The 20,067-nt window shown below is 47.7% G+C and carries 16 protein-coding genes and 1 pseudogene; 11 read left to right on the forward strand and 6 right to left on the reverse strand.

Features of this window, described 5'->3' with window-relative positions:
- The first annotated feature begins 515 nt into the window (after window positions 1-515).
- Window positions 516-1,394, forward strand: coding sequence for a deoxyribonuclease IV (gene nfo / locus DP_RS00245; RefSeq protein ID WP_011187298.1), 879 nt, complete (start codon window positions 516-518; stop codon window positions 1,392-1,394).
- On the forward strand, window positions 1,361-1,603 hold the full coding sequence (locus tag DP_RS00250; RefSeq protein ID WP_041277421.1) for a hypothetical protein: 243 nt from the start codon (window positions 1,361-1,363) through the stop codon (window positions 1,601-1,603). Before nfo ends, DP_RS00250 begins: the two co-directional genes overlap by 34 nt.
- 6 nt (window positions 1,604-1,609) lie before the next feature.
- Here DP_RS00250 and DP_RS00255 read toward each other — a convergent pair.
- A pseudogene (locus tag DP_RS00255) lies at window positions 1,610-1,977 on the reverse strand (GxxExxY protein).
- 239 nt (window positions 1,978-2,216) lie between these two features.
- Window positions 2,217-3,185 (reverse strand): D-alanine--D-alanine ligase family protein, encoded by a 969-nt coding sequence (locus tag DP_RS00260; RefSeq protein WP_011187303.1) that lies wholly within the window; start codon window positions 3,183-3,185, stop codon window positions 2,217-2,219.
- Window positions 3,186-3,265: 80 nt separating this feature from the next.
- Here DP_RS00260 and DP_RS00265 point away from each other — a divergent pair, with 80 nt between their 5' ends.
- The 8 genes from DP_RS00265 to DP_RS00300 all read left to right on the forward strand — a co-directional run bounded on the left by DP_RS00265 (window position 3,266) and on the right by DP_RS00300 (window position 13,964).
- A complete protein-coding gene (locus DP_RS00265) occupies window positions 3,266-4,714 on the forward strand; it encodes an FAD-binding oxidoreductase (protein ID WP_228130155.1) in 1,449 nt (482 codons plus the stop codon).
- A 208-nt stretch (window positions 4,715-4,922) separates the two neighbouring features.
- Window positions 4,923-5,114, forward strand: coding sequence for a 30S ribosomal protein S21 (gene rpsU, locus DP_RS00270; protein ID WP_407637905.1), 192 nt, complete (start codon window positions 4,923-4,925; stop codon window positions 5,112-5,114).
- Window positions 5,115-5,858: 744 nt separating this feature from the next.
- On the forward strand, window positions 5,859-8,507 hold the full coding sequence (locus tag DP_RS00275) for a CBS domain-containing protein (RefSeq protein ID WP_011187306.1): 2,649 nt from the start codon (window positions 5,859-5,861) through the stop codon (window positions 8,505-8,507).
- 63 nt (window positions 8,508-8,570) lie between these two features.
- Window positions 8,571-9,203, forward strand: a complete 633-nt coding sequence (locus DP_RS00280; protein ID WP_041277423.1) for a site-2 protease family protein — start codon at window positions 8,571-8,573, stop codon at window positions 9,201-9,203.
- 164 nt (window positions 9,204-9,367) lie between these two features.
- On the forward strand, window positions 9,368-9,727 hold the full coding sequence (locus DP_RS00285) for a four helix bundle protein (RefSeq protein WP_041277424.1): 360 nt from the start codon (window positions 9,368-9,370) through the stop codon (window positions 9,725-9,727).
- A gap of 298 nt (window positions 9,728-10,025) precedes the next feature.
- Window positions 10,026-10,901 carry a DMT family transporter gene (locus DP_RS00290; RefSeq protein ID WP_011187308.1) on the forward strand — a complete coding sequence of 292 codons (876 nt, stop codon included), beginning with the start codon at window positions 10,026-10,028 and terminating at the stop codon, window positions 10,899-10,901.
- Window positions 10,902-11,226: 325 nt separating this feature from the next.
- Window positions 11,227-13,344, forward strand: coding sequence for a ribonucleoside triphosphate reductase (locus tag DP_RS00295; RefSeq protein WP_011187309.1), 2,118 nt, complete (start codon window positions 11,227-11,229; stop codon window positions 13,342-13,344).
- The gene (locus tag DP_RS00300) at window positions 13,344-13,964 is read left to right on the forward strand and encodes an anaerobic ribonucleoside-triphosphate reductase activating protein (protein WP_011187310.1); all 621 of its coding nucleotides are present in this window, start codon (window positions 13,344-13,346) and stop codon (window positions 13,962-13,964) included. Before DP_RS00295 ends, DP_RS00300 begins: the two co-directional genes overlap by 1 nt.
- Window positions 13,965-14,489: 525 nt before the next feature.
- On the opposite strand, the gene DP_RS00305 is transcribed toward DP_RS00300, so the two are convergent.
- From DP_RS00305 to DP_RS00320, 4 genes are all read right to left on the reverse strand, one after another.
- Window positions 14,490-15,680: an OmpP1/FadL family transporter gene (locus DP_RS00305; RefSeq protein WP_011187311.1), complete on the reverse strand. Its 1,191-nt coding sequence runs from the start codon at window positions 15,678-15,680 to the stop codon at window positions 14,490-14,492.
- 126 nt (window positions 15,681-15,806) lie between these two features.
- Entirely contained in the window at window positions 15,807-17,489 is a 1,683-nt protein-coding gene (locus DP_RS00310; RefSeq protein ID WP_041277425.1) for an AMP-binding protein, read from the reverse strand.
- Between the two features lie 470 nt (window positions 17,490-17,959).
- Complete coding sequence (locus DP_RS00315) at window positions 17,960-18,130, reverse strand: hypothetical protein (RefSeq protein WP_156792161.1); 171 nt, start codon at window positions 18,128-18,130, stop codon at window positions 17,960-17,962.
- A gap of 142 nt (window positions 18,131-18,272) precedes the next feature.
- Window positions 18,273-19,211 (reverse strand): Lcl C-terminal domain-containing protein, encoded by a 939-nt coding sequence (locus tag DP_RS00320; protein ID WP_011187313.1) that lies wholly within the window; start codon window positions 19,209-19,211, stop codon window positions 18,273-18,275.
- Between the two features lie 284 nt (window positions 19,212-19,495).
- Here DP_RS00320 and DP_RS00325 point away from each other — a divergent pair, with 284 nt between their 5' ends.
- On the forward strand, window positions 19,496-20,020 hold the full coding sequence (locus tag DP_RS00325) for an SGNH/GDSL hydrolase family protein (RefSeq protein ID WP_011187314.1): 525 nt from the start codon (window positions 19,496-19,498) through the stop codon (window positions 20,018-20,020).
- The last annotated feature ends 47 nt before the right edge of the window (window positions 20,021-20,067 follow it).

Genomic DNA, 20,067 nt, shown 5'->3' on the forward strand with positions numbered 1-20,067 from the left:
ACAAAAAAAACTACGGTTAACCACAGAGGAAGAGGAGAACACAGAGAAAAACATTTTATGTAAACTGCTTAAAACAAAAAGACAAGAACTATTAATCACTGGTGGAGAACACTGATTTCATTTTATGTAAACTGCAGAAAAGACAGATACTAGATACGACAGATATAAGATACTAGATGCGAGAAAGAGCAGAAAAAGCGAAGGACAGTTAACCACTGCTTAAGAGCACACTGATTTCAGTTTAGGCAAAGGACGAAAATCTAACAGCAACCAAGGGCACGGCAAAACATCTCTGGCAACAAATCGTTAAAACTAGAGCTATCTAGCAGTTATCTTTTTACCAAAAAATCTCTGTGTACTCTGTGAACTCTGTGGTTAACTTTTTTCTGTCTCTCTGTTCTTGATTGCCAGTGGTTAACTTTTTTTTACATTTGGCAAGGAATTGTTTAAAGTGGGTTTTGGGAATAATTACCAACAAGCTGTCCTTATAATAAAATAGCCACAAGAGGAAGAGGATGAAATATATCGGTGCCCATGTGAGTGCGGCGGGAGGGGTTGAAAATGCTCCGAAAAATGCGGTTGCAATAGGGGCCAATGCCTTTGCCCTTTTCACCAAGAACCAACGACAATGGAAGGCCAAGCCCTTAACGGAGGAGAGTATTGCCGCCTTTAAAGAGAATTTGACAGAGGCCGGGATAGAGGCCAGACATGTCCTCCCCCATGACTCCTATCTGATCAACCTGGGGCATCCCGAGGCCGAGGCTCTGGAAAAATCACGGGGAGCATTTATGGACGAGCTGGGGCGATGCGCCCAGCTTGGACTACCCCTGCTCAACTTCCATCCCGGCAGTCACCTAAAAAAAATTGATCCGGAGGCCTGTCTGGATCGTATTGCCGAGAGCATTAATCTGGCCCATGGGTCGGTGGCAGATGTGATAACCGTTATTGAAAACACGGCGGGCCAAGGAACTAATCTGGGCTATCGCTTTGAGCATCTGGCCAGGATAATAGCGGCTGTTGAGGATAAGTCGCGGGTGGGAGTCTGCATTGATACCTGCCACGCCTTCGCCGCCGGCTATGACCTGCGCACTGTAGAGGCATGCGAGAAGAGCTGGGCTGAATTTGACCGGATCGTGGGCTTTAAATATCTGCGGGGCATGCATCTCAATGATGCCAAGAGTGAATTTTTCAGTCGGGTTGACCGGCACCAGAGTTTGGGGGCGGGAAATATTGGCTGGGAGGCATTTCGCTATATTATGAAGGATGATCGTTTTGATGATATCCCTCTCATCCTTGAAACTGTGGACACTAGCCTCTGGCAGGAAGAAATTAAAAAACTACAGCAGTGGAGCGTAGTGGAATGGCGAGAACTAGAAAAAACAAAGACAAGTTAACCACAGAGGAAGAGGAGTACACAGAGAAAAACTCTTTAATTAAAAAACAAAAAACCTTAAAGATTAAACAATTAGGAAAAGAAAAATGTTCCCCTCCATCAGTAGCTCACCCAAAGCCCTCTGTGTTCTTCAGCCAGTGGTTAACGCTGTTCGTCTTTAAGCAGTTAGCAGTTCACCAAAAAACCTCTGTGTTCTCTGTGGTGATGTAGTTGTCTTTACAAAACAAGACGTCGAACGCCATCCACCAAGCGAAGCACATTAAAATTGATCAATAATCCAGTATGTACCCCAGCAAGCTTCATATAGGTCAACACCTGAGCAGTATGAAGTGGCAACAATGCTTCCACCACCTTCAGTTCAATAATGAGCTCATCAACGACAAGAAGATCAATACGATATCCCGCATCAATCTCAATTCCCTTATAGCGAAGAGGTAACATAACCTGAGTACGCACAGCATGAGACCTTACAACTCATACAGCAAACAACGTTCATAGCTTGATTCAAGCAAACCAGGACCAAGCTCACGATCAACTTCTATAGCACAACCAATCACTACGCCTGTCAACTCTTTGGCATCCATAGCATCCTCTGTGTTCTTGGTCTCAATAATTAAAAACAAAGATAAGAACAGAAAAAACTACAGTTAACCACAGAGAAAAGGAGTTCACAGAGAAGAGCATTATAGATAAACTGCTTAAAGACAAAAAACAAAGATCAACTACTATAGTAGTTATCAATGTCCCCAAAAGAACTAGGTATTTAATCTTTATTTTTACTACTTTTAAATAATTTCCTCTGTGTCCTCTTCTTCCTCTGTGGTTAACCCTTTTTGCCCTTGCTTTTCTCTAATCCAAGCTCGATGAGGGTATCAAGGAGGGAGGGGAAGTCCATGCCGGTGGCGGCGGCTTCCTGAGGGAGGATGCTGGTTTCGGTCATGCCGGGGATGGTGTTGGTTTCGAGCAGGTAGAGCTTACCGTCTTCACCGTAGATGAAGTCTGTGCGAGAGTAGCCGCGCAGCCGCAGGGCTTGGTGGGCACGAATGGCATGATCCTGCACCTGCTCACGAAGGGCATCGGCAATGAGGGCGGGACAGATCTCCTCGGAGGCACCGGGTTGGTATTTTGCCTCATAGTCAAAGAAGGCATATTTATCACCGGGAACAATTTCCAGTACCGGTAGGGCCTGTAGATCGTCGTTACCGAGGACTGCACAGGTAAGCTCCCGGCCCTTGATAAATTGCTCCACCATGATGGCCCCGGCACTACAGTCTCGGGCATGGTTTATCCCGGCCAGCAACTCTTCTTCTGTATGGGCCAGAGAGATACCAATACTGGAACCTGCACAGGCAGGTTTGACCACCAAAGGCAGACCGAGATCCTCGATAAGTTCCTCTGAATAAAAGAAATCCCCTGCGGCAATGGTATGCCAATCAGCCACGGGAAGTTCAGCGTTATAATAGAACTCCTTGGCCAGGTCCTTATCCATGGCCAGGGCACTGCCCAATACCCCGGAACCTTGGTAGGGAATGCCGAGCAGGTCGAGAAAGCCCTGGATTGTACCGTCTTCACCATGCAGACCATGGAGGAGAATAAAGGCAAAGTCGATGGAGGCGGCATCGGCGGCAAGTCGGGGCAGATCGGTGGCCGAATCATAGCGCGAGACCAGATACTTCTCTTTATCGAGGATCCTCTCGACACCGTCGGCCCCGGTCAAAGAGACCTCTCTCTCACCGGAGGTTCCACCAGCTATCAGGGCTATACGTAATCTTTCTGCTCTTTGTTCTTGCATTTATTTCTTTCTCCGTGGTATTCGATCTCTATATTTATGCATCCTCACTCCTTTTAAAATTTCCCGGGAAGGATGTTCATTTGCCTCAAACCTTTAAAAATATTTCTTCCAGCCACTCTATTATGACTTCATTGAATTCGAATATCATTAAAAAAATATCTGCCATTGTAGGAAAGGAGTACTGCACCACCCGCATGGCCGACCTCCACTGTTACTCCTATGACGGCAAGGGCATTATCTATCTCCCTGAAGCCGTTGCCTTTCCTCGCACCACAGAGGAGGTCAGCGAGATCATGAAGCTGGCCAGCCTACACCGCTTTGCCGTGGTTCCGCGGGGTGCTGGCACGGGGATGACCGGCGGCAGCCTGCCCATCGCCGGAGGCCTTGTTATGGCCATGACCCGGATGAACAGTATTGTGGAGATTGACCACCGCAATCAGGTAGCCGTGGTGGAACCGGGGGTGATCACCATTGATCTGCAGAAGGCAGTGCAGGCGGTGGGCCTCTTCTATCCTCCTGACCCGGCAAGTCTTAAATTTTGCACGGTGGGCGGCAATGCGGCTGAGTGCGCAGGCGGGCCATCGGCGGTGAAATACGGGGTGACCAAGGATTATATCATGGGTCTTGAGGCAGTACTGCCCTCGGGAGAGATTGTCACTGCCGGCACCAGGACAGAGAAAGGGGTAACTGGCTACGACCTCACCCGTCTCTTTGTCGGCTCCGAGGGAACCCTAGGCATTATCACCAAACTTTACTGTCGACTTCTGCCCCTGCCCGAGAGCAAGGCCACCTTTCTGGTTCTGTCAAAGAGCCTGGACAAGGCAACGGAGCTGGTCAGTACCATCCTCAACCGGGGCATTGTCCCCTCCACTCTGGAGTATATGGACAGGACGGCCATTCGTATTGTCTCAGATCTACTCAGCGAGCCACCGGCTAAAGGCACCGAGGCCCTCCTCCTTCTTGAACTTGATGGTACACAGAAGAGTATTGACGAACAAACAGTACGACTCAGGCAACTGCTGGCGGACGACGATGACATCAGCTTTCGTCAGGCAAAAAACGAGGCTGAGGTCAAGGAACTCTGGCTAGCCCGCCGATCCATCTCGCCTGCAGCCTTCAAACTCAAACCGCATAAGATCAGCGAAGATGTGGCGGTACCGCGCAGTCGTATCCCCGAGCTTGTCCGTTTTACCGAAAAGCTTTCGCAGGAACTTGATATCACCATCCTCACCTTCGGTCACGCTGGCGACGGTAATATCCATGTCAATATCATGATTGATAAGGCAAATGCCAATGAACTGGAGCGGGGCGAAAAGGCCAAGGAACTGCTCTTTGTCCATACCATCAGCCTTGAGGGAACACTTTCAGGGGAGCATGGTATCGGCATAACCAAGTCTGCCTACCTGGGCCTGGAGTTAAACGAGGCTACTATCAAACTGATGAAGAGCATTAAATCGGTGATGGATCCGCATAATATACTCAATCCCGGAAAAATATTTCCAGAAACGATAGAATCAGGGGATAAGTAAAAAACCCGTTGACAATGGCCAATCCCATTTAGTATATATGGGAGATTATCCTTTTAAAAAAGACCTTAAATTTTCATTTTTCAATGCCTCCGGGGGTGATAGAAGCTCTTTAGCTTTGATTTATTAGATATATATAGACCATTGTATAAACACCGATCCCGTTGGGGATCTACAGATAATTGAATATTCGTAAAACGGAGCAGTCATGATTGAAGTAGAAGTTAGAGGAGATCTCGAGTACGCGATCCGCCAATTGAAGAAAAAGTTGCAAATCGATGGTATCAAAAGAGAGCTCAAGCGTCGTGAGTACTACGAAAAACCAAGTGTTAAGAAGCGTCGCAAGCAGGCTGAGGCTCGCCGCAAGTTGCGCAAGTTCAACCGCATGAAGAAGTCTTACTAAGTGTGGTGTTTCCAGTCCTATCTTTCGATAGGGCTGGAAACTACAGATGTCAGAAAGAACTTAAAAGCAACAACAAGAAAAAAAGTTAACCACAGAGGAAAATGAGGACACAGAGAGATTTTTTTGTGAACGGCAAACAAGCTCCCCCCTCTCTCTCATCGTACCCACCTCCTAGCATAATCAGCAAACGGGCCACCCACTCCCCACCCCAAAAAAGCTCTATCGGAATGGCGAGCTGTCAGTTAAGAGCAAAAAACGCTTTAAAGTTACATGTTAGTAAGAATTTATTTCACCATTGCATTACCCCTCCAGACAGATCCTTCTCACAGCACAAATCTTTTTAAAACAAATAAATATTCACCATCTCTATCCCCATTTTTTAAAATTCAGCTCCTTGCTCTAACCCCAGCATCTTTTTCTTGTTTCTCCGCCACTCCGCTGCGCTTTGCTGCTGCTTTTTAATTAGTTTCCTCTGCGGTTAACTTTTTTCTTCTCCTGTTTTTCTCGCTGTTTCTCTCGTTGTTGCTTTTCGTCGTTCGCTTTTTATCAAAAAACCTCTGTGCTCTCTGTGATCTCTGTGGTTAGCTGTCTTCGCCACTCCGCCCTGCTTCACTGCTGTCCTGTTTTTCTTTTCTTTTTTATTGGTCGATTGAAAGCCTGTGAAGCTTTAGCCTCAACATGTTACACTTGCGAAAAATATCTCGTTTACTATCAAAGTGATCTTGAAAAAATATAAGGACAAACATGCACATCATCACCACCCACCAGAATGCTGATTTTGACGGGCTTGCCTCCATGATTGCCGCCCAAAAACTCTACCCTTCGGCCATTCTTGTTTTCCCTGGATCAAGAGAGGAATCCCTGCATGAGTTTATTGCTCAGAATATCTCCTGCAACTACGACTTCCAAACAGCCGACAGCATCGAGTTAGCAGATGTGCGCCGCCTAACCATCGTCGACTGCCAGTCCAGTGACAAGATTGGCCGCATCGCAGAATGTCTGCAAAACCAAGATCTCCGACTTGATATCTACGACCATCACAGCCAGGGAAGGGGCGACCTCAGAGGTGATTCTGACCACAACAGAATCTACGGGGCCTGTACCACCGTCTTCACCCGCCTCTTTCAAGAACAGAAGACAAGCATCAGCCCGGAAGAGGCCACCATATTTGCCCTCGGTATCTACGGCAACACCCAGTCAATGACCCGCTCCCAGACCAGGGCGGAAGATCTCTATGCAGCTGGCTGGTTAGTCGCCCAAGGGGCCAAGCTCCATGTGATTTCCCATTTTCTGGGAGGCGCCCTCGGAATTGCCCAAGACGAGATCCTGCATGAGCTCAAACAGGAAGCCGATCTCTTCACCATAAAAAAATTCCCCGTCACCATTGCCAGCCTCTCCCGTCCCCAATATATCAACGATTTTGGCCTGATCGTTAAGAGATTTTATGAGATGGAAAACCTCGACGCCATCTTTGTTCTCCTGGCTACAGAGAACCGCATCCACCTAACCGCAATAAGTCGCATTACCGATATTGATGTAGGACTTATTGCCCGAGAAATGGGGGGGGGCGGCTACGCCAGCACTGCCTCGGCAACCCTGATAGGGCTCTCCATGAACGAAGTCGAAGAGAAGCTCATCGCCCTCCTTCATCGCCATATCCAGCCACAACCACTGGCCTTGGAGATGATGACAAGACCCGTGATCACTATCTCTCCGGAGATATCCATAGCCGAGGCCAACACCACCCTCACCCGCTATAATATTACCGCCGTCCCCGCCATCAGGGACGGCAAGGTGGCAGGAATTATCTCGCGTCAGGTAGTGGAAAAGGCCCTTTACCACGATCTCGGCCATCTGCCCGTCAAATCATATATGAGTACCGAGGTACAGAGCCTGGGACCAGATGCTGAATTAGCCGAGGTACAGGAGTTAATTGTAGAACAGCGACAACGTCTGGTTCCCATTCTGGAACAGGGAGAGCTCATTGGCGTTGTCACCCGCACAGACCTGCTCAGAAAACTTGTCACCAGCCCGGAAAATTTACCCAACGATAGACAGAGTGGTAGCAAAATGCCTCTTCCCACCAAAAGAAAAAATCTCAACAACCTCATCCACGAGACCCTCAGCCCGGAAATAATCACCCTCCTACAGGAGGTAGGAGAACTGGCCGACGAAATTGGCTTCAAGGCCTTTGCCGTTGGCGGTTTTGTCCGGGATCTCTTACTCAAAACAGCAAACCTGGACCTTGATATTGTGGTAGAGGGCAACGGTATTGCCTTTGCCAAAAAGGTTGCCGAACATTTTAAGGGTAAATTTTTCCCCCACGAAAAGTTCCTTACCGCAACCGTCACCCTGCCCAATGATTTCAAGATTGATATAGCCACGGCACGCCTGGAGTACTATGAATCACCGGCTGCCATGCCCATGATCCAACTCTCCTCCATCAAGCTTGACCTCTCCCGTCGTGATTTCAGCATCAATGCCATGGCCCTGCAGATCAACCGGGAACAGTTTGGTACCCTGATTGACTACTTCAACTCCCAAAGCGACCTGCGTAATCAGGTCATACGGGTACTGCACAATCTCAGCTTCGTTGAAGATCCGAGCAGGATATTCCGGGCCATCCGCTTTGAAAAGAGGATGAATTTCCATATAGGGCCGCATACAAAAGGCTTAATAGGAAATGCAGTGGCCATGAACCTCTTTGGCAAGTCCCGAGATAGCCGCTTTCTCTCTGAACTCAAGATCATCTTCAAGGAAAAAGATCCACTTGGCCCTCTGGTACGCCTTGCCGAATTTGGTCTTTTCCAATATCTCTGGCCAGATTTGCGACCTAATTATCGCACCGACAGACGATTTTGCCACGGCATCAGACAGACAAAGGCCGCCATCAAAAAACTCTACGAAATAGAGCCAAAGGCCAAGATCGATAAATCTGTAGCCTTCCTCCTCACCATCTTCCACCGCTCGGGACCTGAAGAGATACAGGCCTTTTGCAACCGCTTTAATGAAGAGGAGAAAATCTGCAAGAAACTGCTGCAGACCAAACAAAGATGCGATGCCCTCCTCCCCATACTCTACACGCCCATGGCCAAGAGCGAGCTCCATCAGCATCTGCAGGATCTGAACTACGAAGACCTTCTCTATATCTGCTCTGTGGCCAAGAAGAGCCATATCCACAAATCCGTCCTCGACTATCTCTGCCAACTGCGACATATAAAACCGCTTCTGAAGGGCAAGGATCTGATGGAAATGGGTTATCCACGAGGACCAAAGTTCAGCGAGATCCTTAATTCGCTTAAGAGGGCGAAGATGGACGGTTTAGTCTCAAGCAGGGCCGACGAAGAGGAGCTTCTGCAAAAAAACTTTCCCCTTAGCAACTTGCACTGCTGAAAAAGAGATCTATCTTTTCTGCCGAAACCAGACGCTCTGAAGATAAACACTAGAGGAAATTTGATGACTGAAACTATTAACCAAATAATTCTGCTTGCCCCTCCCCTCCTGTTGGCCCTGACTATCCATGAATTTTGCCATGGCTATGTGGCCTATAAACTTGGTGATCCGACGGCAAAGCTTGCGGGCAGACTGACCCTCAACCCCCTCTCCCACCTTGACCCCATTGGCACCATTGCCTTTTTCTTTATCAAGATTGGCTGGGCTAAACCCGTTCCCGTTAACCCCAATTATTTCAAAAATCCGAGAAGAGACATGCTCTGGGTGGCACTTGCCGGCCCGATCAGCAATCTTCTTTTGGCAATCATCAGTGCCATTGCCGCCAAGACCCTATGGGCCATTGCCCCCAGCCTACCGGCCACGGCCCTGATTAAGGCCATCGTCATCCCACTGAATGGCATGCTGGTGGCCTCCGTCTGGATCAACCTTGTCCTCTGTATCTTTAACTTCATCCCCATTCCTCCTCTCGATGGCAGTAAAATCGTGGCAGGCCTTCTTCCCCGGGACCTGGCCATTGCCTATGAAAAGGTGGAAAAATATGGCTTTGTTATTCTGATACTTTTGGCCTTTAGCGGTTTGCTGTCAAAGGCTATTGTGCCTATTATTCGCTTTGCTAATGGGCTCTTACTATCATAAAAGCAGATGCTAGATGCTAGATGCTAGATGCTAGATGCTAGATGCTAGAAAAAAATTAACAGCAGCAGCGAAGCGGAATGGCGAGTGCTAACGGCAAAAACTAAAAGAAAAAAGCAGAAACTGCGAACAGCAACAGCAAGGGAATTTACAGCCTGGAGGAAGAGATGCTTTATGAGAATCTTGATGTCTGGAAGCGCAGTAGAGTGTTGGCTATCGAAACGTATACTGTTTTTAAAAATTGCAGAGATTTTGGTTTTAAAGATCAAATTACTCGCTCATCTCTATCTGTTCCCAGTAATCTTGCAGAAGGTTGCGAAAGAACATCGATTCTCGAACGTATTCGCTTTTTTGATATTGCTAAAGGTTCTTTGGGCGAATTCAAGACGCAGGTCGACATTGGTATTGCGATTGACTATATAGAGTCCCGGCAAGGATCTCTTTGGTTGCGAGAGTCTGATGAAATTTCGCGGATGATTGCTGCAATGATGATAAAAATGAGACAGCAAAAAGAAAGCAAGAGCTGACACTAGGTATTAGAAGCTACAGATGCTAGAAGCTACAGATACGAGATACTAGATACTAAAAAGCGCAACTGCAAGAAAAGCCTAAAAGCAGCAGAGAGTCGGAGCGGATCGTCTCACATTAAAGCACTATTTTTTATATATTTTTTGTGTTTGTTCTTCTTTTGTCTTTCTGCCCTTGCGCTGGCTTTTTTCTGATAGCTTCAAGCTTATAGCTTTACCGCTTTTTCTAGCATCTCGAATCTAGCATCTAATATCTGTCTTTCTGCTCTTTCTAGCATCTCTAAAGGATTTTTCACAAATGCTTCCACAATCGAATCAGTCCAAGGGCCTTCTCATCGCCGCCCTTGGTGTCCTGGCCCTGACACCCGACACCCTGCTCGTTCGTCTAGCCCATCTTGACAGTACCACCCTGCTCTTTTGGCGAGGACTTGCCACCCTCATTGGTATGAGCGCAGTCACCCTCCTCCAGCATGGCAGGGACACGGCCCATCAGTTTCGCCAAATCGGCAAGACCGGTATCGGGGTGGGACTGTTGATGGGTTGCAGTAGCTGCTGTTTTGTCATGGCCCTCTACTATACCAGTGTTGCCAATACCCTGGTCATCCTCTCCTCCTCGCCGATATTTGCCGCCCTGTACAGTCGAGTCTTCCTGAAGGAAAGGGTGGCCGGCAGAACCATTATCAGCATAATAGTGGTAATCACCGCCATCTCCTTCATTGTCGGCGACAGCGAGGGTAGCACCAGTCTCCTGGGCAACTGCATCGCCCTCTGTGCAGCAATGTGCATGTCAGCCGGTTTCACCATGATGCGCAGTGGGAAAAAACGCAATATGATACCTGCCACTGCCCTGGGAGGAATCATCCTCATCTGCGTCGGAGCAAGTCTGGCTCCATCCCTGGCACTCTCCTGGCAACAGGCGGCCCTTATTGTCTGCATGGGCGTCTCCTCTGCGGCGGGATTTATCATGATCACCATGGCCACCCGTTATATCAGTTCACCCGAGGTCAGCCTTCTGATGCCCATCGAAACGGTGCTGGCCAGTTATATCGTTTGGCTCGTTCTGGGAGAGGCCCCCGCGACCATAACCATCATCGGTGGCATAGTCATTATTAGCACCCTCAGCCTCCACTCCTTGCTGTCACTACGTTCCATCCCAGCCCGGCCCCTCGATTGATTTCCAAAGCGGGCAGACACAACACTTAGTAGTTGACATTGCCCTGTCATACCATATATGATGGCCTCAGCCAACATCATCGATATTGGCAGCACCTATAAAAATCGAACATACCGCGCATATTTAGGATGATTCTGCAAGAGTTACTCAAAGAATTATCCATCGTCAGACACGGCAAACAACAACATACAAAAAGGCCAGGGCATCGATAAAAAGCAGGCTTGTTATCTTGAGTAGCACGACTTTTTCACCATGATAACAGCAAGACCTGAACATCCCGGCTGCCAATATCAACCCTTACCTACACCTTCAAGGAAAAATAATTATGTCAGCGCATACCGCCTCTCTCCGTCCTGTAGTCTTTACCCATGTTAAAAAAAGAACTGGTAATATTGTTCCCTTTGAGTCTGCCAAGATAACCGCCGCCCTCGAGAAAGCAGGTCTTGCCACAGAGGAATTTGCCCAGGACGAGGCGCGCCGTCTAACTATTCGTGTTCTCACCCTCGCCTATGAGGTATTGCCTGAGACACCAGAAGTTGAACAGCTCCAGGATCTGGTGGAGGAGGTACTTCTCGCCTCTCCCCATAGAAAAACAGCCAAATCTTATATTCTCTACCGCGATCAGCAAAAACGACGCCGGCAGATGATTGAGCAGGCGGATATTCAGCTCATTGACAACTACCTTGAGCGTCTTGATTGGCAGGTAAACGAGAACAGCAATATGGCCTACTCCCTTCAGGGTCTCAATAACTATATTGCCAACGAAACCAGCAAGAACTACTGGCTGCACCGCATCTACCCACCAGAGGTGCGTGATGCCCACGAGCAGGGTGATCTCCATATCCATGATCTTGGCCTGCTGTCGGTATACTGCGTTGGCTGGGACCTTCAGGATCTTCTTAAAAACGGTTTTCGTGGAGTAGCAGGCAAGGCTGCATCTGCTCCGGCAAAACACTTCCGAAGCGCCCTGGGTCAGGTGGTAAACTTTTTCTACACCCTGCAGGGAGAAGCTGCCGGTGCCCAGGCTTTTTCAAGTTTTGATACCCTGCTCGCCCCCTTTATCCGCAAGGACGGTTTAACCTTCAAGGAGGTTAAACAAGCCGTACAGGAGTTTATCTTTAACCTGAACGTACCTACCCGGGTTGGTTTTCAAACACCCTTCACCAACCTGACCATGGATCTGCAACCACCCTCCACCCTACGTGATGAGCCAGCTAAGATTGGTGGCGTAGACCAGGAGAACTGCTACAGTGATTATCAGGTGGAGATGAACATGATCAACGAGGCCTTCCTCGAGGTTATGTCCGAAGGTGATGCCAATGCCCGTGTTTTCACCTTCCCTATTCCGACCTACAATATCACTGAAGATTTTAACTGGGACGACAAGAGCCTGGACAAGCTCTGGAGCGTCACGGCAAAATACGGCATCCCCTATTTTGCCAACTTTGTTAACTCGGACCTCTCCGTTGACGATGCCCGTTCCATGTGCTGTCGCCTTCGTCTTGATACCCGCGAACTGGAAAAACGTGGTGGTGGTCTCTTTGGTGCCAATCCACTCACCGGTTCCATCGGTGTTGTGACCATGAACCTGGTGGCACTTGGCCAGCAAAGTAACAGCGAAGAAGAATTTTTCACCCGACTTGACCACCAGTTAGAGATTGCCCGTACCAGTCTTGAGATTAAACGTAAGGTGCTCGAAGACTACACTGCCAAGGGACTCTACCCATACACCAAGTATTATCTGCGTCAGGTTCACAATCGTTTCCAAAAATATTGGGAAAACCACTTCTCCACCATCGGCGTTATCGGTGCCAATGAGGCCTGTATCGGCGTTGTCGGCCATAATATCGGCGACCCTGAAGGCAATAAATTTGCCACGGATATCCTCGACTATATCAGAGAAAAACTCCAGCAATTCCAAACAGAAACAGGGAATCTCTACAACCTTGAGGCAACCCCTGCCGAGGGCACCGGTTTTCGTTTGGCCCAGATAGACAAGAAACGTTTTCCTGAAATGAAGACAGCTCTCTGCACCGACGATGGCAGCACCCCCATCTACACCAACTCGACCCAGTTGCCCATCAACTACAGCGATGATATTTACAAGATCCTTGATCTGCAGGATAACCTCCAGACCAAATATACAGGCGGTACTGTACAGCATATCTTCCTCGGTGAGGCAGCACCTGATCCAGTGGCAGTAAAAGCATTTGTCAAATCTATCTGCAATAACTACCAGATTCCATATTTTACCATCAGCCCTTCATTCTCCATCTGCCCTGAGCATGGCTACCTGTTAGGGGAAGTTGAAAAATGCCCCACCTGTGATGGCCCAACGGAGATTTACTCACGGGTTGTGGGCTATCTTCGCCCCGTACAACAGTGGAACGATGGCAAAAAGGCAGAATTCAAACAACGCTCTCATTTCAAGGTCGGTAAATAATGCGTATAGGTGGTCTACAAAAATTCACCCTCTCTGACTATCCGGGAGTACCCGCTGCCATCATCTTCACTCAGGGATGCAACTATCGTTGCCCCTTCTGCCACAATGGGAACCTATTGCCCATGCAGGGGAGTGAAGAGATCGAGGTAGAAGAGGTCCTCTCCTGGTTACGGGAGAGACAGGGAAAGCTCGACGGGGTAGTCATTACCGGTGGTGAACCCACCCTGCAGGCTGATCTTGGTTCCTTTATCTGCCAGATCAGAGAGATGGGGTATAAAATCAAGCTCGATAGCAATGGCAGCCATCCAGAAGTATTGGAAAAGCTGCTCGATCAGGGCCTCATTGATTTTGTGGCCATGGATGTTAAGGCCCCGGCAGCTAAATACTCTCGGCTTTGCGGGGTCAAGGTTAATCTTGAGCACATAGAGCAGAGCATGGAGATCATTGCCAAATCTGGTGTTGAGCACCTCTTCCGGACCACCTATGTCGAGGCCTTTTTGGATGAGGCTGATTTAGCGGAGATCCGGGGACTGATACCGACGGGCTCAACCTATGTGCAACAGTCTTTTCGTCCTGAGAATGCTCTTAGTGAGGAATTGAGACAAACAAAAAGCGATTAACCACAGAGAGAAGGAGAACACAGAGAAAGACTTTTTAGGTAAAGAACCAAAAAACTTTGACTGTGAAGCTCTAGCGAAATGATGAACCTCTCTCCGACAGAAGTTCAAGCAGTTAATCTTTTCACAAAAAACACTCTGTGGACTCTGTGGACTCTGTGGACTCTGTGGACTCTGTGGACTCTGTGGACTCTGTGGACTCTGTGGACTCTGTGGACTCTGTAGTTGATTTTAAAAGCCAACTATTAAGGGCAACAAAAAAAGGAGCTGACCTCGAAAGAGATCAGCTCCTTTTTTATTGGACAACTACTTGAAAAATATAGCTGATAAATTATCTCTTTAAGGCTTTTTCGACAAACCCCTCCCAGCCTCCCCTTACCAAGAGGAGGAGTGGACCCTGCCCATTTCAACCCATTATCTACGAATCAACAAGGCATTGCCTCTAAGAAAATATTTCTGCCTTTAAGTTTTTTCTAGTATCTAGCATCCGCCATTCCGCGATGCTTCACTGCTCGTATCTGTCTTTTCCTAAAAACGATAATTCAGGCCAGTGCTAACCAAGAAGGCACCACCATTGGTAAATTCACCAACAGCGCCAATGCCTGGATGATTAACATCTCTTTCTTCTTTGTAGTCATAGAGGACAGCCATACCTACATCGAGGTTCTCGGTCATGGCATACTGAAAGCCAACGGAGTAGAGCCAGGCAGGTGCGTCTGGGAGCTCAAAGCCCACGGTGCTATTGGGGGACGGACACTCATCGTAGGCAAAACCAGCCATCAGGGTCAGGGCATCGTTAAGATCATAGCTAAGGCCAAGACGGTAGGCATTGCCATCATCCCAATCTTTCAGAAAAGATTTTGAATAACCTGCTGGATTTGTTACAATATTAAGCTGATCGTATGCTGACCAAAATGTTCTATCTACGGTCAGTTCTACGGTCAGATTTTCAAGGGGTTGAAACGAGGTACTGAGGGCTAAGACTGCAGGTGCTGGCACACTAGTGGACGCCGATATTATAGCCGATGGGGGCAAGAGACCACTAGCTGTAGGATTAAAGCGTACATCGCTCTCAGAAAAGTTCAGATCAATCTTGGAACGATAGGTGGCCGAGATATTCCAACTCTCCACAGGACGAACAGAGAGGGCCAGATTATAGCCCCACTCGATAGTATCCCCCTCCATATCGTACAATACATTTTTTATGGTGGCATTGGCGTACATCATCCGTACTCCACCGGCCAGAGAGACCTTATCGTTAATACGATAGGAGAGGGTGGGGTTCAGCTCGAAGGTCTCCATGGAAAACTCGCGGGCAGAGCCAGTTCCGGCATTATTCTTCCATCTCTTGGCAAGGCCATAGGGAGAGGTATTGGAGATACCAAAGCGAAAATCTCCAAAATACGGGGAGACGATAAAACCGGTGGGCATCACAAAATTTTCATCCTCTGCATTAGACGAATATCCATCAGCTCCATGGTACTCATTCTTGGTGAGATGGATATAGGTCAGGTTACCCTGAATCATGGTCCCATCTTCCAGCCATGACATATTGGCAGGGTTAAAATAGGTGGCATCGGCCCGGGTAGACGAGGCTATATTGGCACCGGCCTTAGCCGTGGAATCAACAGATTGCTCTGGAATTCTAAAACCTGAGGCAGAGGCGTTTGCCGCCACCATAAGGCTTATCAGGGCCAGTGCAGAAATCTTCTTTTTCATCTTCTCTCCTCTTTTTTAACAATTCCACACTCTCTCTCCCAAAAGAAGGTGAAAAAATAAAGCGCCACTCCCCCACGAGCCTCTCGACCCCACAGGCCCCAGGAACATCCCGGGCCAGGAATAGCATTACGTGTCGTACAGATAGCGTTTTATCTTATGGGTCGCCGTTTTGGTAAAGGGCTCCCGTCTTTCAAATATCCTGGCAATATGGGAAGACCTGGAGAGGGTCGCATTCACCTCTATCCGCATCTCCTCCAGGAGATGCTCAATGAACCGCCGTCGTTCCTCACCGGACTGCCCATTCGTCTGTTCGTCGACATACTCATAATCGGGATAAACCGATGCCTCCAGACCATTCTCCTTTTCAAGGAGAAGGCTCTCCACTACCCAGAGGAAAGAATTTATCTTATGTTCAATGACCTCGGGATAAACATTTTCACCGTTGGCCATAACAATGACATTTTTCAAACGACCACTGATATGGAGATTACCAGCGGCATCCAGACGGCCAAGGTCTCCCGTGGACAACCAACCATCCTCGCTCAGTACTCTGCCGCTCTCTTCCCTATCATTATAGTAGCCCTGCATCACATTTGGACCACGGGCAAGAATCTCGCCAACCCCTGTCTCAGCATCACCATCAACGATCTTTACCTGCACACCGGGAAGAGGTTTACCCGTTGAACCGGTGGCAATAGTCTTATCACCAAGGGGTCCCCCGGCAATAAGAGGAGCAGCCTCGGTCATACCATAGCCAATGAGATATGGAAACTGAGCATCTGTTAAAAACTGGGCGACCTCAGGATTCAGGGCAGCTCCACCAATCCCCATAATCCCCAGATTACCACCAAAAAATTCAATAAGCTTTCGCCCTATTCTTTTATAGATAAAATTACGACCAAGAGATGTTTTACAGATCAGGGTCAGGAGTTTACTCTTCTCTATCTGTGGCAGCACTCGTTTTTTATAAATTTTTTCTAAGACAAGGGGCACAGCAAAGATGGCAAAGGGCCTCTCGTGCTGACAGAGTTTTTGCAAAATAGCAGGAGTCGGGGTCTTGCCCGCATAGGCTATACGCGCCCCACAGAGGAGTGGCAAGATAAAACCACAGGTAAACTCATAGGTATGGGATATGGGCAAGATGGAAAGCCAGACAGCACCAGGTTCAATTTCGGCAAGCTCGGAAGCCGCATGAGCATTTGCACTAAAATTTCCATGGGAAAGCATAACTGCCTTTGAATACCCCGAGGTACCAGAGGTATAGAGAATAGAGGCAATATCATCTTCTTCCACCTCAGGAAAATGAGGTGCCCCCTCCTGCCCCTGCAAACCTTCAAGGGCATTTTCAAGATAGGTACTATAGGAGGTAACGGTAAAGACTTCGGCAAAACTATCACTATCATCAAGGGTTACAACTAACTCTGGAAAGGAACCACTAAAATCATAGACCTTCTCTAACTGGCGATGGGTGATAAAAAGTGCCCCCACCTTCATTTCGGAAAGGATATGATGCACATCACTTTCCGGCAGGTCGGGCAGGATAGGCACGACAATGGCACCTATTCGAACAGCAGCAAGATAAACTACACCCCACCTATCGGAATTTTCAGCAAGGATTGCAATACGGCCACCCTTTTTTATCCCCTCTGCCTGCAGGCTGGCGGCAAGGGCAATAATCCTCCTCTGCATCTCCTCATAGGTTAGAGGATGAGCCATAGCCATGCCAATGGCTGGCAGGGCAGCAAATTTTTCACAGCTCATATCAACAAGATGATTGAGGGTCATAGACAGTTCTTCTCCCGCATTCATGGAACACCACCTCACAGGTAAAAAGGAGAGCCAGGGACCTACAGTCAAGTAAACCCCATAAAAAAAAAGACCAGCACATCTGTTGATGCAGGCCCTTTCTCATATAGCACACGCTAATTCTCTTCAATAAAAGTAAAGAATATGACTTATAATCAATTTTTATACTTTTAACAGCCTTAAATTTTTAGGGAAAGGGCGGAGAAAAACAGATACGAGATGCTAGATGCTAGATGCTAGATGCTAGATGCTAGAAAAAGCAACAGCAACAGCAACAGCAACAGCAACAGCAACAGCAACAGCAGAAAAAAAATTAACCACAGAGGTCACAGAGGACACAGAGTTTTTTTGTAAAAAGCGAACGACGAAAAGCAGGAAGGGCAGAGGGCACAGAGGAAATTATTAAAAAAGCAACAGAGAGAGAAACAACGAGAAAAATCAAGCTATTAGCGCAATCGACATTCCGATCTGCTTCACTGCTGTTTTTTAGGCTTTTCTAGCCTCTGCTCTTTCTGACAGCTGATAGCTCCAGTCTTAAAGCTGTCTTTTCTGTAGTTTATATAAAAAGTTTCTCTGTGTTCTCCTAAGCAGTGGTTAACATTTGCTGTTGCTGCTGTTTTTAGGTTTTTTCTAGCATCCGCCATTCCGCGGTGCTCCACTGCTCGCATCTAGTATCTGCTCTTTCTGCCCTAGACCCCAAAAAGCAGGTAACGGGAAATAAGGGAGGTCTCCATATCACTGTTCCTGCTTTTCTATCTGCACCAATGGCTTACCAACTACAATCGCTTAAACAGTCCTCACAAGCCGGGCAAAAGCACCGGGAATGGTACCAGAAGACCAAAAGGCCCGCCCCTGCTTATAGTCAACAAACCAATATCCACCTGGCTTACGCTGAGCGGCAACAAAGATAAAAGGCTGCTGCTTGGAAAAGCAGAGGGGCAGAAAGAGATCCTTACCATTTTTGCCAGGCTCCATAAGTGACATAGCCTCCTCCATGCTTGGGAGCCGCCAATCATGAAAACCGGCAAGACCTCGCTCATTAAGCTCAGCAATGCCACGCTGTATGGTTCTGATAGAGGCAATATCCAGACCTCCACGCTGCCACATCAGCCCTGTAGCACTGTCAACCACCGCATCATCGCCGAAAGCCGACAACCTGCTAGCGAAGCCTCCAGAATGGTTAATATTGCTATCATAAAAATTCCATTTTTTGATAATTCCTTCGATCTCATCATCCTTAATAATAGCCGATTCACGAGGGAGTTCCGTTATAGCCTCTGAACTGGCCAAACCCGTAAATTCAGGGAGTGACTCACCCATATCCTCGCCCTCACCCTCCTCATCAACCAGGGGAATAAGAAGATCTTCCCTGCCACCATCAAGAACATTTTTAAGCAGCCAATCTTTAATCTCTTCGTTAATAGGGTAGCTTTGCTCAAAGCGAGAGGCAACTCCCTGACTGGCAACACAGTGCTCCAACATGACAAGAGGGGCAAGTACCTCCGCTATGACCTTGGCGTGTTTCACCGCCCGTTCCATCAGACAAAGTTTGGGTTTATCACCCCAATTATCAACAAAAAAATAGTAGACACACTCAGCATTATTGCGCACACGCTCACGACCGCCCCAAGATTCATAGGTGCCAAAGCAGAGATCCGGACTCATTTCCCAATCAATTGGACTAATAATTTTTTCGCCAACCTTCACCTTATTAAACAAACTCATGATAGCCTCTCCTCGCCTAAAAGCAGCAATATTGAATAGGATTTCAAAATGAACAGCATCTGTTTGGTAATGATTACCAATACTACCAACATAAATTATATCAACTCACTTGTCCAGAAACAAGTGAGAATAGTTCCCAACTAAATCGCCAGAGCCAGGCATCATATTTTATCCATCCCTTGCATATTGGCTTTTGGACGAGAAAATTGTAGAGTGGTGCAGACGAGAATATGGGCAGAAAAAAGAAAGCCCTTCAGTAGTACCCATCAACTATTTAGGTTATTATGGCTCAATTGCTATTTATCGGTGATTCTCTCATAGAGGGCGGTGCCCCCTGGTCAGATCGTATTCCACAGCACAAAATAGAAAGTCTCGGTATTCCTGGAGCACGGACAGATGAGCTTCTAGCCAGACTGCCCCTGCTCACCACTGCTACTCCACCTGACCTGACCCTTATCTCTATCGGCACCAATAATATCTACCAGCAAGATCTCTCTTTTCACCAGTCCCTGCAGGAGATTATCCTTTTCTGCCGAAAGAATTTTCCCTCTAGCAAAATTTTGCTGGAAAATATTTTTCCCATGCACCTTTCCCATATTACTGCAGAACAAATAGAGGCTGTCAACAGGGATATTGCCCTACTTGCCAGACAAACGGGCAGTTGCCTCCTTGATATGCATGCTGTATTTACAGCAGCAAAGTCAGAAAACATTTTTCAACAGGACAATATCCATCTCACCGAAAGAGGTTATGCCGTCTGGACCAGGAAGATCCAAGAGCATGTCGCCTTTCTTATCGAGGCTGAATAAGAGGTGGTTTGAAAAGTCAGCACAAACATTGTTTATATCAAGGTCTA

This window comes from Desulfotalea psychrophila LSv54 (genome assembly GCF_000025945.1).
GTDB classification, from domain to species: Bacteria; Desulfobacterota; Desulfobulbia; order Desulfobulbales; family Desulfocapsaceae; genus Desulfotalea; species Desulfotalea psychrophila.

Excerpts from the sequence above, each read along its gene's own strand:
- DP_RS00325 (WP_011187314.1), top strand. The coding sequence starts at position 19,496 with ATGGCTCAATTGCTATTTATCGGTGATTCTCTCATAGAGGGCGGTGCC.
- DP_RS00305 (WP_011187311.1), bottom strand. The coding sequence starts at position 15,680 with ATGAAAAAGAAGATTTCTGCACTGGCCCTGATAAGCCTTATGGTGGCG.
- DP_RS00295 (WP_011187309.1), top strand. The coding sequence starts at position 11,227 with ATGTCAGCGCATACCGCCTCTCTCCGTCCTGTAGTCTTTACCCATGTT.
- DP_RS00290 (WP_011187308.1), top strand. The coding sequence starts at position 10,026 with ATGCTTCCACAATCGAATCAGTCCAAGGGCCTTCTCATCGCCGCCCTT.
- DP_RS00280 (WP_041277423.1), top strand. The coding sequence starts at position 8,571 with ATGACTGAAACTATTAACCAAATAATTCTGCTTGCCCCTCCCCTCCTG.
- DP_RS00275 (WP_011187306.1), top strand. The coding sequence starts at position 5,859 with ATGCACATCATCACCACCCACCAGAATGCTGATTTTGACGGGCTTGCC.
- nfo (WP_011187298.1), top strand. The coding sequence starts at position 516 with ATGAAATATATCGGTGCCCATGTGAGTGCGGCGGGAGGGGTTGAAAAT.
- DP_RS00320 (WP_011187313.1), bottom strand. The coding sequence starts at position 19,211 with ATGAGTTTGTTTAATAAGGTGAAGGTTGGCGAAAAAATTATTAGTCCA.
- DP_RS00250 (WP_041277421.1), top strand. The coding sequence starts at position 1,361 with ATGGCGAGAACTAGAAAAAACAAAGACAAGTTAACCACAGAGGAAGAG.
- DP_RS00260 (WP_011187303.1), bottom strand. The coding sequence starts at position 3,185 with ATGCAAGAACAAAGAGCAGAAAGATTACGTATAGCCCTGATAGCTGGT.
- DP_RS00310 (WP_041277425.1), bottom strand. The coding sequence starts at position 17,489 with ATGAATGCGGGAGAAGAACTGTCTATGACCCTCAATCATCTTGTTGAT.
- DP_RS00315 (WP_156792161.1), bottom strand. The coding sequence starts at position 18,130 with ATGGCGGATGCTAGAAAAAACCTAAAAACAGCAGCAACAGCAAATGTT.
- DP_RS00285 (WP_041277424.1), top strand. The coding sequence starts at position 9,368 with ATGCTTTATGAGAATCTTGATGTCTGGAAGCGCAGTAGAGTGTTGGCT.
- DP_RS00300 (WP_011187310.1), top strand. The coding sequence starts at position 13,344 with ATGCGTATAGGTGGTCTACAAAAATTCACCCTCTCTGACTATCCGGGA.